This is a genomic window from Streptomyces alkaliphilus, assembly GCF_014141535.1.
Lineage (GTDB): Bacteria > Actinomycetota > Actinomycetes > Streptomycetales > Streptomycetaceae > Streptomyces > Streptomyces alkaliphilus.
The window spans coordinates 1-895 of record NZ_VKHT01001459.1 but is presented as its reverse complement, the minus strand read 5'-3'; the positions used below and the strand labels follow the sequence as shown (position 1 = coordinate 895).

At 75.6% G+C, this 895-nt stretch carries 2 protein-coding genes; both read left to right on the top strand.

All coding sequences use genetic code 11. The annotated features are described in order from the left end of the window. On the top strand, positions 1 to 218 hold a 218-nt coding region (locus tag FNQ90_RS25085), incomplete at its 5' end, for a YchJ family metal-binding protein (protein ID WP_267131011.1). A gap of 102 nt (positions 219 to 320) precedes the next feature. Further along, complete coding sequence (locus FNQ90_RS25080; RefSeq protein ID WP_143624599.1) at positions 321 to 563, top strand: hypothetical protein; 243 nt, start codon at positions 321 to 323, stop codon at positions 561 to 563. Positions 564 to 895: the final 332 nt, after the last annotated feature.

Here is an 895-nt window from a genome sequence, read left to right as displayed (position 1 = left end):
GCCCCGCCCGGGTGGACCCCGATCCCGCGCTGCGCTGGGAACGACTGGAGGTGCTCGCCGCCGACGGTGGCGGTCCCTTCCACGCGGGTGACGAGGCGACGGTCGAGTTCCGGGCGCACTGGCGGCACGGCCCGCACGCCGGGGTGCTGCACGAGGTGAGCCGGTTCCGCCGCACCGGCGGTCGCTGGTACTACCTGGACGGCGACGTCCGGGAGTGACCCGGTGGGACCTTCCCGGGTTGCCGGACGAGGGGATCCCGGGACGGTGGGAGACACCGTTCGGGGTGGCCGTCACCCCGTCGAACGCTCCGGAGGGTCCTCGTGATCGTCAAGAAGCTGCACGAAGTCGGCGTGCGCAGCGAGCACGCCTACACCGCCGCCTTCGCCTCCATCGGCCTGTCCTTCCTCTCCTGGGCCACCTCACTCAAAGCCGAGGCCGCCGGCCTGGACCGCGCCGACCGCTGGGGCATCTTCATCGGTGAGTGGGCGCCGACCTTCTTCGGACTGGGCCTCGCGCTCGCCCGGTACGAGGAGAAGCCCGAATCGGCGGAGACGGAGGTCTGACCGCGACACATCGACCGGGGACGGGACGCGGGAGAGACCTTCCGGGGGAGACGGGCGTCCCGTCCGCGCCCGGGTCCGCCGTCCCCCTCGTGCGGGCCGGGACGCCGCACCGGGCCCCGGGAGAGAACGCCGCCGCCCCGCCGGCGTGACCCCGGGGGCCGCCATCGGCGCGGGCGCGGAGCACGACGGGAACATCGCGTTCCACGCGGTCACCGGTCCCGGCCCACCCCGGGGGCCGGGGTGCCGTCGCCCGTGGCCGACCGTATCGACCCGGCCCTCCGGGGCACGGTGCGGCCGGAGCCCCGACCGGACCCGACGCCCCGCCCCTCCTC